The following is a 16999-nucleotide window of genomic DNA, read 5'->3' on the forward strand; positions in this document are numbered from 1 at the left end:
ATTTTGTGTTTCTTATTTCTTTTTTCTTATTTCGTGTTTCTCATTTCGCTCTTCAAGTATTTTTGTTTATTACTTGTATTCTGTTTTTGCATGCTCCTACGTCCCAGTGTTGCAAATAATAAGTTTCTAGTTTTATTGTTCCCTTTTCATTCCCCCTGCCCCCTGCTCGCTTAATTGCTTCTGTATTTTACGCCTTCTCTATTCCTCATCTCATTGCTTCCCAGCTTAACCGCTGCGATCCTTGTTCATTTTTTTTGCTGCGCACTGCAATTATCTTCTAGTGTTGTCCGTGCCCTTTCCTTAGGAAATTAGATAAGTGAGCTGCTTCCGTTCCTGAGCTAAGGGGAGTGTGATAAAGGATTGAAAAGTATACATAGGATCGGCCCGTTTTTGATTTTGATTACCGCCAGAAGAGATTACCTTACGTCTCACCATTAGATAGGGCTTCATTCATTCCTGAGTTGTAGGGAGAGTGTGATAAAGGCAAAAAAACACCTAATATAGAACGGCTCATATTGATGGGCCGCTCTGTATTAGGTGTTACCACTTCTAATGGCTATGGCTAACAGGGATCTAACTGCGATTATAGAGATAACGCTATTTAAGTATAACCGTGCTGTATGGTGGGATGGATAGATTGTCGTTGGTCAGCGACGCAGTGGGATCAGTTTGGTGTGCGATTGTTGTGAATGAGCCGTATCGGTCCGATGGAGTTAGAATGGCTGACTGGAGCTCGCTTGATAAATTGTGAACGACGAGAACGCGCTCCTTCTGGGTGATTCGGACGTAAAGGCTTAGCTTCGGATTAGCGGACTCAAACGTATATTCGGCGATGGTTCCGTCGCGTAGCGCAGCCTCTTCATTGCGCCACTTAATAAGCTTGCGATAGTGGCTCAGCAACGATTGTTCATCTGTTTGCTGAGCTTGCACCGATATAGCTCCTGCAGAAGTGTTGTGCTCGGAAGTCTCCCAGGTTGTTTGGCCTTCACCACCTTGAGGATCGCTATACCATACCATTGGCTCACGAATCAATTCGTCTGGCTTCGCCCCCTTCATCCCAAGTTCTTCACCGTAATAAATATACGGATTGCCAGGGAGGGTTAATAGAATGGCCGCTGCCATCTTCGCCTGCGATACATTGCCGTTCAGGACACTCATCGGTCGATTCTGATCGTGGTTACTTAGGAACGGTGCATCCACGAAGCTGCCTCCCGATGATTTCTCGTAGACGCTATATGCTCTAGCTAACGAGAAGCCGAAGTCAGCATCTCGCTCATTGGCCGCCGCGCCTAGTATGCGTCCCGCTAGATCAAAGTGGAAGGCGGAGTTAAACGCCTTATCGAAGTAAGGCGCAATGACAGATAATGAATCCCATACTTCACCAATTAAATACGCATCAGCATTTACTTCGTTCAGACCCGAGCGGAACTGCTGCCACCAGGATTGATTAGCCGCCTGCACATCCGGCGTGCTCATCGTCGATGAGAAATCGCCATATATATGCTTGGCCGCATCCAGCCGGAAGCCGTCAACGCCTTGCTTCAGCCAATACTGGCCAATCTTTATCATTTCCTCGCGCACTTTCGGCTCATCGAAATTCAGATCGGGCATGCCTCCCCAGAAGACGCCCAAATATTTGTCAGCTCCGGACTCATGCCAAGGGTTGCCGCCTACAGCGCCATCTGCTTTTACCTTCTCGTCCTTTGTCACGATCTGATACCAATTGCGGTAAGGGCTGGCTGGATCGGCAAGCGCATCCTTGAACCATGGATGCTCGTTGCTCGTATGGTTAACAACCAGATCCATAATGATGCTGATGTCGCGCTTGTGCGCTTCTGCTATTAGATTCTTCAAATCGTCAAGCGTACCGTAATCGGGATTAACAGCGTAATAATCGGTCGTATCATAACCGTGATAGCTTGGAGAAGCAGTGATCGGCATCAGCCATATGCCTCCGACACCAAGCTCTTGCAAGTAATCAAGCTTGGCGGTCACTCCATTCAAGTCTCCAATACCGTCACCATCCGTATCATAGAAGGAACGAACGAATATTTCGTAGAACACTTTCCCAGGCTGCTCATCGACTGCAAGCTCTGTCTGAACTGGCGGAGCAGTGGCAGGTACAGCTGTTTCGGAAACGTTATTCGCGGGGGAATTGCTTGAACAGCCTGTTGTTATCAAAACGGCAGTCAGCAAAAGAGCTGCGGCAAGCCGCAGCCCTCTTTTCATTGAAGCTACTCGTCTCATACCGTCACCCTTTCGAAGCGCCTGATGTAAGGCCCTGAACGAGAAACCGTTGCAACAGCACGAACAGCAGCGTAATCGGAACGGCAATGAGCACAGCGCCGGCAGCAAACATGGTGAAGTTGCTATTTTGATAAGAATTGACTAGATCCCACATACCGACTGCAAGCGTCCACTTCTCCTTCGTACGAAGCACTAGATTGGCGAATATAAAATCTACCCATGCTCCGGCGAACGTAGTAAGTGCGACGTAGATCAGAATTGGGCGACCTAGCGGCAGCATAATGCGGTAAAAGATTTGCAAATGATTGGCCCCGTCGATACGCGCCGATTCGTCCAAACTGCGCGGAATCGTATCGAAGAAACCTTTGATGACAAAACCGTTGAACAATACAGCACCTGCCGCATATACGATAATGATCGCCGCATGTGTATCAAGCAGATTAAGCTGCAGCAAGAAGATGTAAACGGGAATAAGGCTCATGAAACCTGGGAACATACCGAGTACGAGTATGGTCGATAGAATCGTCTGTCTGCCTTTGAAGCGGAAGCGCGACAACGCGTACATACTCACCGTGGACAGTAATGTAGAGAAGATCATCGACAACGTCGCAATCTTCAATGTGTTCAGATACCATCTGCCGTACTGAAATACTTTGGAGTGAAACAGCTCGTAGTAATGATCAAACGTGATCGTTTTTGGAAAAAAGGTAGCGCTGTACAACGACGTGCCTGGTCTAACGGAAGAAACGAGAACCCAAAGAGCAGGATAAATACAGCAGATCGCAATCACGATAAGAAATAGATAGCTAAGCGTCAAGCGTACGCCCTTGGTCATTGGATCATATCCTCCTCTTTAAATGATTTCGTCCGGCGGTAGTTGATGATCGAGAACGATGCAATAATGATGAAAATAATGATGCCAATTGCAGATGCCATATTGAACTGGCTGTTGTTAAGCGTCAATTTGTAGAGCCATGTGACGAGCAAGTCAGTACTGCCCGCATACTGATAATCGCCGTTAACCGGATTACCGTTCGTCAGCAGGAAGATCAGATTGAAGTTGTTAATATTGCCCGCGAACTGAGTAATAAGAATCGGCGCTGTCGTGAATAACACGAACGGCATCGTGACGATACGGAACTTTTGGAATGCGGATGCGCCATCAACGTCGGCAGCTTCGTAAAGATCCTTAGGAATGGCCGTCAATACCCCCATGATTAAAACCATAGACACCGGAATACCTACCCACATATTAACGACGATCGCGGTCACCTTCGCCCAGAACGGATCGGTCAACCACGGTAGTCCGCCAAGTCCGAAGCTGGACAAGTAATTATTGATCGGCCCGAATTCTCCGTTAAATAAATTTCTCATGATAAGCAGCGAAATGAGCTGCGGAATGGCATAAGGAAGAATGAATATCGTCCGCCATAGCTTCTTGAACTTCATATCCTTCTGTTCAATGATTAGCGCAACGAACAGACCGCCGAAGTAGCAAGTGATCGTAGCTACGACCGCCCATATAATCGTCCAAGTAAATACGCCTAGAAATGTTCTGCTCCAGGTCTTGAGACTAAGCAAATCGATAAACGTCTGAAAACCGACCCAGTCAACCAGCTTGGCTGGCGGAATATGTTGAGGCATCGAGTAATTCGTGAACGAGAGCAGTACCATGAATATAATTGGCATAATGGTCAGAAACAGTACGCCCATCCCCGGCACTGCCAGCATTAACAACGGGAACTTACGATCCGTGACGTATGCCAGCGTTTCTCGGAAGGTAGCGGATGTCCCGCCATCGTCCCTGTGCTTCCCCGTACGATACGCGTCGCGAATATTCATAATGTAAATGATGAGAAATACGACAAAAAGAAAAATAGCTATAAGTCCGTCTATTAACAAAAATATCGAATGATCGCCTTTAATTGGCTCATACATCTTGCCGACTTTCACAAATCCGCCCGTCTTCTCGCCGAGCGTCACAATTCCCCAAATGGCTTGGGCCAAATTCGGTATGAAGTATCCGAGCGAGCCGGCGCAAGTGATCAGCAAAATAAGTCCCTTCCAATATTGCCGGTTATATAGCTGTCCAAGTCCCATGAATAGTCCGGACAAAACGGCCGCGGTGTTGCGATGACGATTCATACCGCCTGGCTCCCTTCCATGATGTTCACCCGCCGAAGCATTCTTCGGCGGGCGAACGATCATTCCTGTTATTGTTTATTTCGTTGCGCCGGAGTTGGCATCTTTAATTTGTTGTACCGCATTGTCGAGCGATGTTTTTGGATCTGTGCCTTTGTCCCAAATGTCGGAGAGCGCTGCGCCAACTGGCGTCCAAACGTTACCCATCTCTGGAATCGAAGGCATAGCTTGCGAATTAATGAACTGTGCCGCGAATGCACTCGAAATTTCATCCGCCTTGAACGTCGGATCTCCCATTGCTTCCTTGTTAGCAGGAATAGCGCCTGTTGCTGCGAAGTCTTTCAGCTGATTTTCTTTGTTCGATACGAAGCTTGCGAATAGTTTCGCAGCGTTCGGATATTTCGTGAATGTGTTAACATACCATGCTTTAACGCCGGAGAACGATATAGCAGGCTTGCCATTAATCGTTGGCAGTGGAGCTACGCCAAAGTTAATGCCTAGGTTTTTGAAGTCGCCTACTTTCCATGGACCGGTAATCGTCATTGCGAGCGATTTATCTTGGAATTTGCCTTGGATGATGTCGGCCGAAGCATCGCCGGAGTTGATCGGCAAAATTTGTTTCAATACTTGGTAAGCTTTCAAACCTTCTACAGCACCGTCGTTGTTCAAACCGATGTCTGCTGCATCTTGACCATTGCTGCCGAATACATAACCGCCGTTGGAGGAGAAGAAGATATAGTTAAAATAGAAGTTTCCAAGTTCCCACATGAGCGTATACTTTTTGGTTGCTGCGTCATTGAAGGTTTTGGAGAACTCCATAAGCTCTTCGAATGAAGCCGGCGGCGTTTGAACAAGGTCCTTGTTGTAAAATAAGCCGTATGTCTCAACGGAACGCGGGTATCCGTACAAAATACCGTCAACCGTTACTGCATTAACAGCAGCTTCAGCGTTGTTAGCGATGGTTTGATCGCCGTAGAAGTCGTTCGGCATAACAAGACCGGCTGCAATCGCTTTACCTAGGTTGTCATGCGGAAACGTTACAACGTCAGCGCCGATATTTGCTGGACCATCCGTAGTCAGCTTGCCAACTTGGTCCGGCGACTCTACTTCTTCGATTTTTACTGGAATGTTGTACTGAGCCGTGAATTCTTTGGCGATTTCTTCAAGCACGGTGCGTTGGTTTTTGCTATCCCATACAAGAAGCGATGCGCCTTCTTCTGGAACGATATCCGTTGATTCTTCTACTGCCGGAGGCGCTTCTGTTGCGGCACCTGCGTTATTCGCTTTGTTCTCTGTGTTGGTACCGCTGTTTGCATTCTCCGTTTTGCCTCCGTTATTCGTGCCTCCACATGCAGATACGATAAACAGGGCAACGATTAAAGACGTCACAAACCATTTTTTCATGCGTAAAAATCCCCTTCCATAATGTGTTTGCTGTACTTCTGAATTGCACGCCCTACTATTTCGCCAGTTATCTCCTTGCACAAGATGCGCAAACGTTTGTACAAGTTTTGAGAAAAAACGACGTAAAGAAGCATTTTTGCTGTTTTACAACGTTGTTTTGGCGATTTTCAAGTAATGTAAGCGCTCTATTCGTGTACCCATCATACAACAGCGGATTACCTTTGTTAAAACGTTTGCACAGTTCGTTCTATCGAGAAAATAAATTGATTTCTTCGATTTTCGTCGTTTTTCTTTGTTTCTATTAGTTTTTCACGGATTTTGTAGCGCTTTCCTAAGATATATATTTACTTTTGAGCAACAATTGCATTAGGATAAATGATATAGCACAAACGATTGCGCAATGGGGGCAGAAGTCATTATGGTAACCATTAAAGATATTGCAAAAGTCGCCGGGGTATCCCCTTCAACGGTATCCAGGGTCGTCTCCAACCACCCTAGAATAAGCAAAGAAACTTCACAAAAGGTCAAACGAATTATGGAGGAAATGGGCTATCATCCTAATGTCATGGCCAAAAGTCTCGTTTCCAAGACGACGCAAACGCTTGCGATCGTGCTCCCCCGCCCTGCCGAAGAATTGTTCCAAGACTTCTTTTTTGGTGAATTGCTTCGCGGTATATTGACGCAATCCACGAGGGCTGGCTACGATATGCTGCTTACCGCCGCAACCTCGCCTCATGATGAAACGGAAACAGTGTCCCGCCTTGTGTTCGGCAGACGGGTTGACGGTATTATTTTACTATCGTCGAGGGTTAACGATCCTCTGATCGATATGCTCGATAAGCATAAGTTCCCTACCGTCCTTATCGGTAGAACCGATGAGCATCCGAACATCCTGTCTGTGGACAATAACAATGAACAGGCAGCTTATGATGCAACACAGCATCTTATCGTGCAAGGACATGAACGTATCGGCTTCGTCAGCGGACCGCCGATGCTTACCGTCGCTCGCGACCGGATGCAGGGCTACCAACGCGCGCTTCGCGAGGCGGATCTTCCGTTCCGCTCCGAATGGGTCGTTGAGGGTGAGTTCCTGCAACAAAGCGGTTATCGCGCCATGTCATTCCTTATGGGCTTACCTGAGCGGCCAAGCGGCCTTGTCGTTATCGACGACGTTGTCGGCTTCGGCGTTCTACGCGGCTTAACTGAACTGGGCTACAAAGTCCCGGATGATCTAAGCCTCGTCAGCTTTAACAATATTGCGCTGTCCGAGCTAGCCCAACCGCCGATCAGTTCCATCGATATTGGAACGTACCAGCTCGGCTATACCGCTTCGCAAATGTTAATTCGCCTTATCCAGGAAGAGAGTGTACATCAACAACGGATGATTATCCCTCATCGGTTAATCGTACGCGAATCATCTATCCATACCGTCGCAAAAAGGAGCTGAATTTATGAATACAAACAAGCCTTATCTTATCGACGCTATAATCGGCAACTCCAAAATGCTCGCTTCGCTTGGCCGTACGGGCAGACTGTACCGCCTCTGGTGGCCGAACATCGACATGCCTCAGCATGTCGATGCCATGCGTACCGGCATCAAGCTGCTGGACAATTCCTCCGTATCATGGTTCGACAGCGAGACAGACGGCTGGAAACACGAAATCGCCTATGTTCCAAAAACGAACATTGTTAGCATCGGAGCTCGTTCTGAGCTACAGCCGATACAAGTGGAAAGCTTGCACTTTGGCGTTCCTGAACAAGACATACTTGTACGAGAATACCGTTTTACCAATACGAGCGAAGCAGCTGTTTCATTTGAATTTATCGTGCATTCCTCCTTCCTAGTCAGCGAAAATCGTTTGTACAATACGACGACCTTCAACGCTACTGCTGACGCTTTAATTCATTTTAGACATACGTACTTTTTTGCGCTTTCGAGTGCAAACGTGTGCACAAAGTTCCAAGCGGGACTAGGCTGGGATTCCGTTCAAGAGGGACAGCTTGCCGGCAACGCCATTGATATGCGCCCGGACGGAGCGCTATCATGGCGGATTGAGCAGCTTAAAGCCGGTGATTCTGTATCCATTCCGCTTTATATTGCGGCTGGACGCGATGAGGCTAGTTCTCTTGCTCAACTGGAAATAGCGAAGTCTAAGGACAGCTCCGAATGGGTTAATGAAACGTCTGACTATTGGCGTCAATATTTAGTAGCTGCTGCTCCCTCCCCGGTCGCTAATGAAGATATGACCGACTTATATGAACGATCCGTTCTTATGTTTAAGCTGATGGCTGATCATCAGACGGGAAGCATCATTGCCGCTCCCGAGTTCGACGAGACATTCTCCCGCTGCGGCGGCTACTCCTATTGCTGGGGAAGAGACGCGGCGTTCATTACGACTGCGCTCGATAAGGCGGGGCTTGGCGAGCTATCTGATCGTTTCTATGCTTGGACGCTTACTTCTCAATCGCCGGACGGCTCTTGGCAGCAGCGTCATTATCATGATGGCAGTCTCGCTCCTTCCTGGGGCTTGCAAATTGACGAAGGCGCATCTATTCTATGGGGCATGTGGCAGCATTACTTGGAGGGTCACAATATTGAATTCGCCAAGCAAGTATGGCCGGCTGTCCAGAAAGGCGCCAGCTTCCTAGCCAGCTTCCTCRATCCGGAATCAGGATTGCCAAGACCAAGCATTGACCTGTGGGAGGAGCGCGAAGCTTCCCATACCTATTCTTCAGCCGCCGTATATGGCGGGTTGACCGCCGCTGCTAGCTTCGCCCATCTGCTGGGCGATAATGAGATCGCAGAACAGTGGTCGTCTGCCGCTAAGCAGATCTCTTCTGCTATCCTTGAGAACGGATGGAATGAGGAGCGCAGCAGCTTCTATCGCGGCTTAAACATTACGGTTGGCTCATCCGCATACGAGGAAGCAGTCGCATCGGGCGAGGATGCTTCCATCGTCGAGCTCGACAAAGGCTACCGTAAATATACGCTGCGGCATGATCCGATAATCGACATCAGCCTTCTAGGCATATCGATTCCGTTCAACGCCGTGCCTAAGGATCACGACTATATGCAGCGTACTGCCGATTCGATTGAAGCGGCGCTTACCGTGCCGGGTGTAGGCGGCATTAAGCGTTACGAAAACGATCATTACATCGGCGGGAATCCGTGGATTCTTACGACGCTTTGGCTGGCACATTATCGCATCCAAACTGGCAGCTTGGATAAGGCGAGGGAACTGCTGCAATGGTCAATTGAGCACCGCACCGAAACAGGCTTATTGCCTGAGCAGGTAGACAAGGAAACAGGCGCAACCGCTTGGGTCGTGCCGCTTACATGGTCGCACGCCATGTACGTATTAGCGATCTTTATGCTGGCGGAAGCTGAAGAGAAAGAAGCAGCCGCCCAGCAATTGCAAGGAACTAACACGCTATAAGTCAATTGACGCGAAAACGGAAGAGAGCTGATCTCTTCCGTTTTTTTGTATGATATGCATTGACAATTTCCTTTTAGTTTGTAAAAATTATAAAAAAGGAATTGATCTAAATATTTGCGGATGGTTAGTTATATTAGTCTACATTAGTTAAATAGATGTATGGATTTCCCATTAGCTACAAACACTACTTTTCGGAAAGGATGATCGAAATGAATACGATACAACAACATTTGAACCGTCAAATTGCCAACTGGAGCGTCCTGTACATTAAGTTGCACAACTACCATTGGTATGTGAAAGGCCCGCAATTTTTCACCTTGCATGAGAAATTCCAGCTCTTCTACGAAGAAGCCGCACTGCATGTTGACGAAATAGCTGAGCGCCTGCTTGCCGTGAAGGGCCAGCCGCTAGCGAGAATGAGCGACTACCTATCAGCCGCAAGCATTAAGGAAGCGTCCGGCGACGAAACAGCCGAGCAAATGGTCGATCAATTGATCGCCGACTTCACCATAATTATTGGTGAGCTGAAGGAAGGTATGGAAGCTGCTCAAGCTGCAGGCGACGAAACAACCGCCGATATGCTGCTCGCAATCCATACGACGCTTGAGAAACATGTGTGGATGCTGAGCGCATTTAACGGAAGATAACTTGGATTGTCGTTTTGACATGATGTATTAGAAAAGCGGATGAGCTTAGGCTCATCCGCTTTTCTCTTCATTATTTAGACAAACTTGACTATGCAGCTCCCGAGTTTTTGTTCGCCCCAAAAAGCTTCCAAAGTGTCGCCATCTGCCAGTGCGGCTACGCCAGCAGGAGTGCCGGTATAAATGATGTCCCCCGCTCCAAGGCCGTAGTTCGTTCCTATAAACTCAATGAGAGTAGCAATATCGAAGATCATATCGGCAGCTTGGCCTCGCTGTGCCTCTTGGCCGCTGCGAATGAGCGTAAAGGTTTGCTGTTCGATTCCGGCTTGACCGGGATAATCGATCCACGCTCCGAGCGGCGCTGAACCTTTGAAGCCTTTGGCAGGAAGCCAAGGCTCGCCTTTCGCCTTAATCTTCGACTGTACATCTCGTAATGTCAGATCGAGTCCAAGCGTCATGCCGCTGATGATCTCGTCTGCATGGATGCCAGGCTCGTAGTCACGCCCGATTCGAAGAACAATCTCCAATTCAAAATGAATCTCGCCTACACCGTTCGGCAGTTCAACAATGTTGCCATTCATAGGAGCAAGCGCATGTGTTGGCTTTGTAAATACCATAGGGGATGGCGGAACAGCGTTCCCGAGCTCCAATGCGTGCAGCCGGTAATTGCGGCCAATGCAATAGATGTTGCGAATATCGTTAGCGCTCATGGTTGAGTGAGCCTCCCTTTATTTGTTCTGTGTGGCGATCTTCTCCGCCAATTCATTCAGTTCCGTCCAGCGATCCATCAGTTGCTCCAGCTTCTCTTCCAGCTGCTGCTGCTCGGCGGCCAGCTCCTGCAGACGCACCGAATCGCTGCTAGCAGCTTCCATATGCTCGGCAACCTTTGCTAGCTCTGCTTCAGCCGCTTCTATCCAGCCGTCGATCTGCTCGTAATCCTTCTGCTCTTTGTACGACATCTTCAGCGCCCGTTCCTTGCTGCCTTGCTTGGAGGTTTCCTCAGATTGCGGCGTTCCCGCTGCCTTCGATGACGATTTGGAAGATCCAGCAGCTGATCCGGCAGATGCGGCCGATCCTGCCCCGTCCCGCTTCGCGATCGTCTCCTGATAGTCCGAGTAATTGCCCGTGTGATGCGTAATAACGCCCTCACCCTCGAAGGCAATAATTTTGTCAACCGTCCGATCCAGGAAGTAGCGGTCATGGGAGACAACAAATACGACGCCCGGGAAATCGTCCAAATAGTCTTCGAGAACGGTCAGTGTCGCTATGTCGAGATCATTCGTCGGTTCGTCGAGCAGCAGCACGTTTGGTGCGTTCATAAGTACTCTCAGCAGCTGCAAGCGGCGTTTCTCGCCGCCGGACAGCTTCGCGATCGGCGTCCATTGCATTGTCGGCGAGAACAAGAACCGCTCCAGCATTTGCCCAGCGGAAATGAGCGAGCCGTCAGCCGTCTTTACCTGCTCGGCATCCTCACGAATGTATTCGATGACTCTTAATGACTCGTTCATTTCTTCATGCTCTTGTGAAAACCAGCCAAGCTTCACTGTCGGCCCAATATCAAYGGTCCCTTCATCGGGCATAAGCTTCCCGGCAATCAGCTTCAGCAGCGTCGACTTGCCGCTGCCGTTGCGGCCAACGATGCCGATCCGGTCCTCCGGTACGGCAATGTAGCTGAAGTCGCGAATCAACTTGCGACTGCCGTAGCTCTTCGCCACATCTTCGATCTCCACGATCTTACGTCCGAGTCTAGAGGATGCAACCGATACATCGAGCTTGCCCCCAGCCTGCTTCGGGGCATCTGCCTTCAGCGCCTCGAAGCGGTCAATACGAGCCTTCTGCTTCGTCGTCCGCGCTTTCGCACCACGGCGAATCCAAGCAAGCTCATTGCGCAGCAGGTTCTGACGCTTCGACTCGGAAGCAGCCTCCCGCTCCTCGCGCTCCAGCTTCAGTTCAAGGAAACGGCTGTAGTTGGCTTGGTAGAAATGCGCCTTTCCCTTATCTAATTCAATTACCCGATTGCTGACGCGATCGAGGAAATACCGATCATGCGTAATCATAAGCAGCGCGCCGCGCCGCTTCTGCAGCATGCCTTCCAGCCAAGCGACGGAATCGTTGTCGATATGGTTCGTCGGCTCGTCCAGAATAAGCACGTCGGACGGCTGCAGCAGCGCCGCAGCCATCGCGACCCGCTTGCGCTGTCCGCCGGAGAGCGTGCCAACCTTCGCTTCATAGTCATAAATACCGAGCTTCGAGAGCGCGACCTTCGCGTCGCTCTCCAATTGCCAAGCATCCAGCTCATCCATCTTCTGATTCGCTGCAATCAACTGCTCCTGAAGCGCCGTGTCGTTCGGCTTTCGTTCAATAGCCTCCATCGCCGCGGCATAAGCCCGCACGGCGCGAAGCTGCGGCGACTGGCCGCCGAGCACATGCTCCAGCGCCGTCTCTTCCGGTTCGAATGCCGGGTCCTGCGCCAGCATTCGAACTGTGACACGCCCGCCGATTGCCACAGAACCGGCATCGGCAGGCTCTATTCCGGCAATGACCTTCAGGAAGGTCGATTTGCCGGTACCGTTCACGCCGATAATGCCTACTTTATCGCCGTCTTCAAGTCCGAACGTCACGTCCTCGAATAACAGCTTCTCGCCATAGCTTTTCGTTATATGTTCAACCGATAATAAATGCATAAGACAAACCTACTTTTTTCGTTATTAGAAATAGGCTGCTGCTTGCTGTGCAACCATTCGTATCATACCATAATCGGACACGATCTTCACTTCGAAATGGATGTTGGCGCTCCTATYATCGCCACTGCCCGGGATGCCGATATAATAGGTATATGAGAGGAGTGATTCTGCATGAATAACCCCTATCTGTTCATCTTCACCGGCACAAGCGGCTCTGGGCGCAAGACGTCCGCACACCGCGCTCTGCAAGGCAGCGGCATCGTTCATATTCCTTCCTTCACAGACCGTCCGCCGCGCAATAAAGAGCGCCCCGATGCCGACTACCGCTACGTAACCGAGCAGCAGTTCGATAGCTTGTACCATAATGATTTTTTCGCGGAATTTGTTCGCATCGATCATCACCGCTACGGCATCGGCAGACGCGACCTCGATCAAGCGATGAACAGCGGCAACAGCGTCTACATTATTTTGAACAGCGAAGGCACTGAACGCATTCGCAGCCTGTATGGCGAACGCGCCGTACGCATCTTCATTTATACGGATAAGCAAACCGTATCCGAACGTCTCGAGAGCAAGGGAACAAGCTTCGAGATCATGGACAACTATTTGAGCCACTACACGGAAGAAGTGGCTTACCGCAAACATTGCGAGCACATTATTGAAAATATGACGATTGATCGAACCGTCGAACAAATAAAAACGATTGTGAGCCGTTATCTCGGCTCGGAATCGTGACGTTTGCCGATCACGGTACGGACACAAGAAAGCCGGGTGCAGACTCCTTATGGAGCAGTACCCGGCTTCTTTTTGTACAAGGCTATTCGTTAGCGCTTGCCAATCATATTCTCAGGACGAACGAATTCGTCGAATTGCTCAGACGTCAGCAGGCCGCTTGCAATAGCGGACTCCTTCAGCGTAAGGCCTTTCTTATGGGCGTTCTTCGCGATTGCGGCCGCGTTCTCATAGCCGATATGCGGGTTGAGCGCGGTTACGAGCATTAGCGACTGATCCAAGTTGCGCTTGATAACCGCTTCGTTCGGCTCAATGCCGACCGCGCAGTTGTCGTTGAACGATACCATGGCATCAGCCATAAGCGCGACCGATTGCAGGAAGTTATAAATAATGACCGGCTTGAACACGTTAAGCTCGAAGTTGCCTTGGCTTGCCGCCATGCCGATCGCTGTATCGTTGCCGATGACTTGGCATACAGCCATTGTAATTGCTTCGCTTTGGGTTGGATTAACTTTGCCCGGCATGATGGAGCTTCCTGGCTCGTTCTCAGGAATAACGATTTCGCCGATGCCGCAACGCGGGCCGCTTGCCAGCCAGCGAACATCGTTCGCAATCTTCATAAGGTCAGCCGAAAGCGCCTTGATCGCACCATGCGTGTACACGATTTGGTCATGGCTTGTAAGCGAGTGGAACTTATTGGCTGCCGTAATGAAGGTTTTGCCTGTCAAAGCAGTTACTTCTTCGGCTACCGCTACCGCGTAGTCCGGATGTGCATTAAGGCCTGTACCTACTGCCGTGCCGCCGAGCGCCAAGTCGCGCATCGTTTCTACGCTTTGCACGAGCATCGCGCGCGTACGGTCAAGCATCGAATACCAGCCGCTAATTTCTTGGCCAAGCGTAATTGGCGTCGCGTCTTGCAGATGCGTACGGCCGATTTTCACCAAATCAGCGAACTTCTCCGACTTCGCGCGAAGCGTTCCGTTCAACAGGTCAAGCGCGGGCAAGAGGCGATCTTCAAGCGCGATAACGCCGGCAATATGCATCGCTGCAGGGAATGTATCATTGGAGCTTTGGGAGCGGTTCACGTCGTCATTTGGGTGAATGCGAGCTTCGCTGCCTCTCTCCTGAAGAATTTGGTTGGCGCGGTTCGCAACAACCTCATTCACGTTCATGTTCGTTTGCGTGCCGCTGCCTGTCTGCCATACGACGAGCGGGAAATGCTCATCCCATTTGCCAGCCAATACTTCGTCAACCGCTTCGCCGATAACAGCCGCTTTCTCTGCATCGAGTACGCCTAGTTTATTGTTGGCAAACGCGGAAGCTTTCTTAATAATAGCCATCGCATAGACGACTTCGATCGGCATGCGCTCTCCGCTGATTTTAAAGTTTTGCAGGCTGCGTTGCGTTTGTGCGCCCCATAGCTTGTCTGCAGGAACTTTAATCTCACCCATTGTGTCCTTCTCAATCCGATAATCCATTCGCCTAACGACTCCTTTTGATCTATGATTGGTCTCTCTTAAACAGTCCTGTTTCTGTTATAACGCTATTCGCCGTCAGAAGCAAGCTTGCCAGCGCTGTTTAGCTCCGTTGCAGCCTGCCATCCTTCGTGGTCATGGGGATAAATACAGCCCTTTCCTCCGTCAGCTTGTTCGGAGCATGAATAGACAACATCAGTTGCCCCTCGAACGTGCGGAACAGCATGCCGTGACCGCCGTCCTCCGCGAATAAAGGCGTTTCGTCCTGCAGCCATGGCCCTTCAATCTTTCCCGACTCCGAACGGGCAATGCCAATCGCATAGCCGGTCTTCGAGCCGCTGGACCAAAGCATGTGCAGCCCCCCATTCTCCGTATGGTACAAGTATGGACCGTCCGTCACATAGTTCGAAGAGTCCTTGCTCGCAGCCGACCATGGCGCCTGCGAAGCCGTGAACAATAAGATCGGTTCGCCAGCCGCCTCTCGGAGATCGTCCGTCAGTGGAATCGCGCACATTTTGCCATCCTGTACCTGAATCCATTCATGACAGAACACCATCCACGGTTTGTTGTCTGCGTCCACGTAAAGTGTTCCATCCAGACACTCCCAATCCTCCGGCGTGACCGGCTTGTCCGTCAACGTGCGGAACGGTCCAAGCGGATGCTCAGCGACGAGCACCTGCGTACCGCGGCAGCGATCCTCCGACTTGAAAGAAGCGAACATATAATAACGGTCATTGTACGCATAGACCTCCGGCGCCCAAAAATTCCGGTCCGCCCAAAAATCCGGCTCTGGACGAAACGCCTCGTAAGGCCCTTCCCAGTTATCCAGATCTCTGCTGCTGTAGACGTCGAAGCCCGTACCCGGGCCGCCCCATGTATTGAGATCGGTCGAACCGTACATATAATACAAACCATCGTCTTGAATAGGCAATATAAAAGGGTCCCGAATTCGGATTTGCTCACGTTTCAGCATGACGTAATTCTCCTCTTCAACTATATATGTATACAAAAGCGCCACTCGGAGTTTGTTGCCCCTATGGCGCTTATTATTTCTATTTGCTGCTAAAGGCCTTTCGCTTCGCGATAAGCAGCGATATAGGCTGCTGCCTTCTTCTCGATCAGCGAGAAGTCGCCCGTCTTCACTGCATCCTTCGTCAAGTCGGAACCAATTCCTACCGCAACAGCTCCGGCCTTGATCCAGTCCTTCAGGTTATCAAGCGATACGCCGCCCGTTGGCATAATGTTCGCTTGCGGCAACGGCCCTTTGATCGATGGAATGACGCTTGGAGAGTAGAGGTTGCCCGGGAACAGCTTCACCACGTCAACGCCCAGCTCAAGCGCGCTTTGAATTTCGTGAATCGTCATTGTGCCTGGCATAACGGGAATCGCATAACGGTTGCAAAGCTTAATCGTGTCCGGGTTTAACGCCGGCGCAACCACATATTCGGCGCCTGCCAATATCGCTGCGCGAGCCGTCTCCGGATCAAGCACCGTGCCCACGCCAATAATAGCGAAGTTATCCGCATCAGGCGATACATCGCTCGAGTATTCCTTCGATAATTGCTCAATTGCGCGGAGCGCGAATGGAACGGTCATCGTAATCTCAATCGCTTTAATGCCGCCTTTGATTGCACGGCGCGCCATTTCTGCTACTTCCTCTGGGGAGTCTGCGCGCAATACGGCTACAACACCCGCTTCTGTAAGCTGCTGCAGCACCTTAAGCTTCTTCATCCTGTTAGCCCCTTTTCCCTTTGTGTTCCTATTTGTTCGAAAATGTTCGTTCCATTGCCCATTATAGGCGGTTTAGAGCAAATCTTCAATCTTTGTTCGGTTTCGTATAATCGATTTCCAAAAACTTCTCCACTTCCGTTACCCAGCGTTCTTGAACGAATTGCTGGTGAAGCGGATGCTCGTTGTACGAATCATAATCGGCCTGACTCGCGAACTCCATGGCGAAGCCGTAATCATAGTCGTTTTTCGCACTAACCTGGTTATAGACGTGGAAGCCCGAGACAACCGGAATCGAAGTCAATATCCGTTCCCCATCCGCTAGAAACTGGCGTGCCGCCTCTGAACCTTTCTCATGCTTCAAACTAAAAATAACCGAATGCAATATCCACTGCTTATTCGTTTCCGACATCGATATCTCTCCTCTAATCTAGCTAATTTATAGTTTTAAAATACCATAAATAGGCTGGCGAGAGCTAGCTTCGCACAGACTGAATATACAGCCA

General features: G+C 50.0%; 14 protein-coding genes and 2 pseudogenes. 4 read left to right on the plus strand and 12 right to left on the minus strand.

The features are described 5' to 3' along the window. Positions 1-597: 597 nt before the first annotated feature. The 4 genes from AB4Z33_RS27605 to AB4Z33_RS27620 all read right to left on the minus strand — a co-directional run bounded on the left by AB4Z33_RS27605 (position 598) and on the right by AB4Z33_RS27620 (position 5793). Entirely contained in the window at positions 598-2229 is a 1632-nt protein-coding gene (locus AB4Z33_RS27605; RefSeq protein ID WP_442052985.1) for an alpha-amylase family glycosyl hydrolase, read from the minus strand. Between the two features lie 22 nt (positions 2230-2251). Beyond that, entirely contained in the window at positions 2252-3082 is an 831-nt protein-coding gene (locus AB4Z33_RS27610; protein ID WP_442052986.1) for a sugar ABC transporter permease, read from the minus strand. After that, positions 3079-4392 (minus strand): ABC transporter permease subunit, encoded by a 1314-nt coding sequence (locus AB4Z33_RS27615; protein ID WP_442052987.1) that lies wholly within the window; start codon positions 4390-4392, stop codon positions 3079-3081. The genes AB4Z33_RS27610 and AB4Z33_RS27615 overlap by 4 nt, the downstream gene beginning before the upstream one ends. A 75-nt stretch (positions 4393-4467) precedes the next feature. Further along, positions 4468-5793, minus strand: coding sequence for a sugar ABC transporter substrate-binding protein (locus AB4Z33_RS27620; protein ID WP_442052988.1), 1326 nt, complete (start codon positions 5791-5793; stop codon positions 4468-4470). A gap of 418 nt (positions 5794-6211) precedes the next feature. On the opposite strand from AB4Z33_RS27620, the gene AB4Z33_RS27625 reads away from it, so the two are divergent. The 3 genes from AB4Z33_RS27625 to AB4Z33_RS27635 all read left to right on the plus strand — a co-directional run bounded on the left by AB4Z33_RS27625 (position 6212) and on the right by AB4Z33_RS27635 (position 9877). After that, entirely contained in the window at positions 6212-7240 is a 1029-nt protein-coding gene (locus tag AB4Z33_RS27625; RefSeq protein ID WP_442052989.1) for a LacI family DNA-binding transcriptional regulator, read from the plus strand. Positions 7241-7244: 4 nt separating this feature from the next. Next, positions 7245-9230: a glycoside hydrolase family 15 protein gene (locus tag AB4Z33_RS27630; protein WP_442052990.1), complete on the plus strand. Its 1986-nt coding sequence runs from the start codon at positions 7245-7247 to the stop codon at positions 9228-9230. A gap of 209 nt (positions 9231-9439) precedes the next feature. Then, complete coding sequence (locus AB4Z33_RS27635) at positions 9440-9877, plus strand: Dps family protein (RefSeq protein WP_442052991.1); 438 nt, start codon at positions 9440-9442, stop codon at positions 9875-9877. A 74-nt stretch (positions 9878-9951) separates the two neighbouring features. On the opposite strand, the gene AB4Z33_RS27640 is transcribed toward AB4Z33_RS27635, so the two are convergent. From AB4Z33_RS27640 to AB4Z33_RS27655, 4 genes and pseudogenes are all read right to left on the minus strand, one after another. After that, positions 9952-10584 carry a fumarylacetoacetate hydrolase family protein gene (locus tag AB4Z33_RS27640; protein WP_442052992.1) on the minus strand — a complete coding sequence of 211 codons (633 nt, stop codon included), beginning with the start codon at positions 10582-10584 and terminating at the stop codon, positions 9952-9954. A gap of 18 nt (positions 10585-10602) precedes the next feature. Further along, complete coding sequence (locus tag AB4Z33_RS27645) at positions 10603-11193, minus strand: hypothetical protein (RefSeq protein WP_442052996.1); 591 nt, start codon at positions 11191-11193, stop codon at positions 10603-10605. A gap of 18 nt (positions 11194-11211) precedes the next feature. Further along, positions 11212-11529, minus strand: a pseudogene (locus AB4Z33_RS27650) (ATP-binding cassette domain-containing protein); the annotation flags it as partial. Between the two features lie 198 nt (positions 11530-11727). Beyond that, a pseudogene (locus AB4Z33_RS27655) lies at positions 11728-12558 on the minus strand (ABC-F family ATP-binding cassette domain-containing protein); the annotation flags it as partial. 171 nt (positions 12559-12729) lie between these two features. Between AB4Z33_RS27655 and AB4Z33_RS27660 the strand changes: the two are divergent. Further along, positions 12730-13293: a guanylate kinase gene (locus AB4Z33_RS27660; RefSeq protein WP_442052993.1), complete on the plus strand. Its 564-nt coding sequence runs from the start codon at positions 12730-12732 to the stop codon at positions 13291-13293. Positions 13294-13382: 89 nt separating this feature from the next. On the opposite strand, the gene fumC is transcribed toward AB4Z33_RS27660, so the two are convergent. The 4 genes from fumC to AB4Z33_RS27680 all read right to left on the minus strand — a co-directional run bounded on the left by fumC (position 13383) and on the right by AB4Z33_RS27680 (position 16905). Continuing rightward, positions 13383-14768 carry a class II fumarate hydratase gene (fumC, locus tag AB4Z33_RS27665; RefSeq protein ID WP_337100263.1) on the minus strand — a complete coding sequence of 462 codons (1386 nt, stop codon included), beginning with the start codon at positions 14766-14768 and terminating at the stop codon, positions 13383-13385. Between the two features lie 100 nt (positions 14769-14868). Further along, positions 14869-15738, minus strand: coding sequence for a glycoside hydrolase family 43 protein (locus tag AB4Z33_RS27670; protein WP_442052994.1), 870 nt, complete (start codon positions 15736-15738; stop codon positions 14869-14871). An 89-nt stretch (positions 15739-15827) separates the two neighbouring features. Beyond that, entirely contained in the window at positions 15828-16496 is a 669-nt protein-coding gene (locus tag AB4Z33_RS27675) for a bifunctional 2-keto-4-hydroxyglutarate aldolase/2-keto-3-deoxy-6-phosphogluconate aldolase (protein WP_307475582.1), read from the minus strand. An 85-nt stretch (positions 16497-16581) separates the two neighbouring features. Further along, the gene (locus AB4Z33_RS27680) at positions 16582-16905 is read right to left on the minus strand and encodes a Dabb family protein (RefSeq protein ID WP_442052995.1); all 324 of its coding nucleotides are present in this window, start codon (positions 16903-16905) and stop codon (positions 16582-16584) included. Positions 16906-16999: the final 94 nt, after the last annotated feature.

It is taken from the genome of Paenibacillus sp. 2TAB19, from assembly GCF_052115185.1.
In the GTDB taxonomy this organism is placed as follows: Bacteria; Bacillota; Bacilli; order Paenibacillales; family Paenibacillaceae; genus Pristimantibacillus.